The sequence below is a fragment of the Rhodopseudomonas sp. BR0C11 genome (assembly GCF_010820945.1).
Lineage (GTDB): Bacteria > Pseudomonadota > Alphaproteobacteria > Rhizobiales > Xanthobacteraceae > Rhodopseudomonas > Rhodopseudomonas palustris_H.
Genome location: NZ_QTKI01000595.1, coordinates 1 through 2,066 on the forward strand (window position 1 = coordinate 1; position 2,066 = coordinate 2,066).

The 2,066-nt window shown below is 70.0% G+C and carries 3 protein-coding genes; 2 read left to right on the plus strand and 1 reads right to left on the minus strand.

The window, feature by feature from the left end; genetic code table 11:
• Together DYI24_RS25565 and DYI24_RS25570 are read left to right on the plus strand one after the other, a co-directional pair.
• Positions 1 to 633, plus strand: a 633-nt coding sequence (locus DYI24_RS25565; RefSeq protein ID WP_283810905.1) for an exodeoxyribonuclease VII large subunit, incomplete at its 5' end; no start/stop codon positions are given.
• 144 nt (positions 634 to 777) lie between these two features.
• Positions 778 to 1,005, plus strand: coding sequence for a DUF2093 domain-containing protein (locus DYI24_RS25570; RefSeq protein ID WP_107343313.1), 228 nt, complete (start codon positions 778 to 780; stop codon positions 1,003 to 1,005).
• Between the two features lie 9 nt (positions 1,006 to 1,014).
• Here DYI24_RS25570 and lpxK read toward each other — a convergent pair whose 3' ends face one another.
• Positions 1,015 to 2,037, minus strand: coding sequence for a tetraacyldisaccharide 4'-kinase (gene lpxK, locus DYI24_RS25575; protein WP_164574304.1), 1,023 nt, complete (start codon positions 2,035 to 2,037; stop codon positions 1,015 to 1,017).
• Between the last annotated feature and the right edge of the window lie 29 nt (positions 2,038 to 2,066).

The following is a 2,066-nucleotide window of genomic DNA, read 5'->3' on the forward strand; positions in this document are numbered from 1 at the left end:
CGGCTCGACAATGCGGCCGCCTCGCTGCCGCGCGCCCTGCGCGCCAACACCCACGCACATCACCGCCGCTTCGCCGCTGCGGCGGCCGGCATGACGCTCAAGGTGCTGCGAGCGCAGGTGGCGCACAGCGCCCACCGGCTCGATAGCGCCGGCACGCAATTGCAGCGCTGTGCCCGCGCCACGCTGCGGCATCGCCGGGAGCGGTTCGAGGGGCTCGCGGTGCGGCTGCAGGCCTCGAAGCTCGCCAATCAGCAGGCGCAGCGGATGCGGATCGCCCGCGAGCAGGAGCGGCTGGAGCGCCTCGCCGAGCGGGCCCGGCGGGCGTTGATCACCCTGCTGGAACGCCGGCAGGCGCGGGTCGACGCCACCGGCAAGCTACTCACCGCACTATCGTACCGCGGAGTTCTGGCGCGCGGGTTCGCGCTGGTGCGGGACGCCGATGGCCGCTCGGTGCACGCCGCTGCATCGGTCGCCGCGGGCGCCCGACTCAGCGTCGAATTCGCCGACGGCCGGGTCGCCGTCACCGCCGACGGCGACAGCGGATCGTCGGCCGAGGCCACCAAGCCGGCGGCAACGCCGGCCAAACCGGCCAAGCGGCCGGCAAGTCCGGCGGGCCAGGGGTCGCTGTTCTAGCCGGACCACCGCAGGCCGCGGGGGAAACGACGCCGCCATGACAGGACGGCGGTTTGCAATGCGGCGCTTCCGTTCTATCTGTCAGGTGTATCGACCCGCAGCGTTGCCTCGTTCCGCAACCTGCGGTTTTCCAGGAGATCAGCCGTGCTGAACAAATTTGGCTTCTCGGGTTCTGGCGAAGCCCAGGTGCAGTATCTCGATGGCGACTTCCGCGTGATCTCGCCCGGCACCTATGTGCGCTGCGCCGTCACCGGGGTGCAGATCCCGCTCGACGAGCTGAAATATTGGAGCGTCGATCTCAAGGAGCCCTACGCCACGGCCGAAGCCGTGCTGAAGCGGCATTATCCGGACGCGTTTCAGCCCAAGGGTTGAGGCCGCGACTCAGCGCCGCCCGGCGAGCCTCTCGGCGCGCGCACCGTTGAGCCGGTCGAGCAGGAACAGCCGCAGCTTCGACTCGTCGCCGATCGCCAGCGTCACGGCAAACGGCACGATCTCCACGCCGAGCGACGGCTGCCCGCCGCCGATCCGCGCCAGATCTTTTTCGGTGGTGACCAAGGTCAGCCCATTGCGCTTGGCGATAGCAGCAAGTTCGGCCAGTTCCTCGGCTGCAAATGGGTGGTGATCGGGATACGCGCGCTGCTCGGCCACCTCGACGCCGCTGCTCCGAAGCGTTGCGACGAACCGCCCCGGATCGCCGATGCCGGCGAACGCCAGCACCTGCCGCCCCCGCAGCGCCTCGACCGACGCCGGCTCCGGCACCAGCCGGGCCCGCAGCACTAAGCCACCCTTCTTCGTAATCTGCTGCGCGACGCCGTCCGCGGCTGTGCCATCACCGACCACGACCAGCGCATCAGTGCGCGCGATCTGCAGCGCAAGCGGCGCGCGCAGCGGCCCCGCCGGAAACACGCTGCCATTGCCGATGCCGCGATGGCTATCGACCACGATCAGCGCGGCGTCCTTGGTCAGCGCCGGATTCTGAAAGCCGTCGTCCATCAGGATCACGCTGGCGCCGAGTGCACAAGCCAGCGCCGCGCCGTCGCTGCGGTCGCGCGCCACCACCACCGGTACCCGGCGAGCCATCATCAGCGGCTCGTCGCCGATATCGGCCGCGCTATGGCGCGTCGGATCGACCTGGACCGGCCCGTGCAGCCGCCCGCCATAGCCGCGGCTCAGGACCACAGGGGTTTCACCGAATTCGCGTAGCAGCGCCACCAGCGCAAGCGTCGTCGGCGTCTTGCCGGCACCGCCCATGTGATAATTGCCGACGCACAGCACCGGCACGCCGACCGTGGTCCCGGTCTTCTGCATCCGCGCCGCGGCGATGTTGCCGTAGATCGCGGCGATCGGCAGCAGCAGGCGCGACACCAGCGAAGGAGGCCGGTGCCAGAAGCCCGGCTCACGCATTCCCGGCGCCCTGTTCGATCTGCAATTGC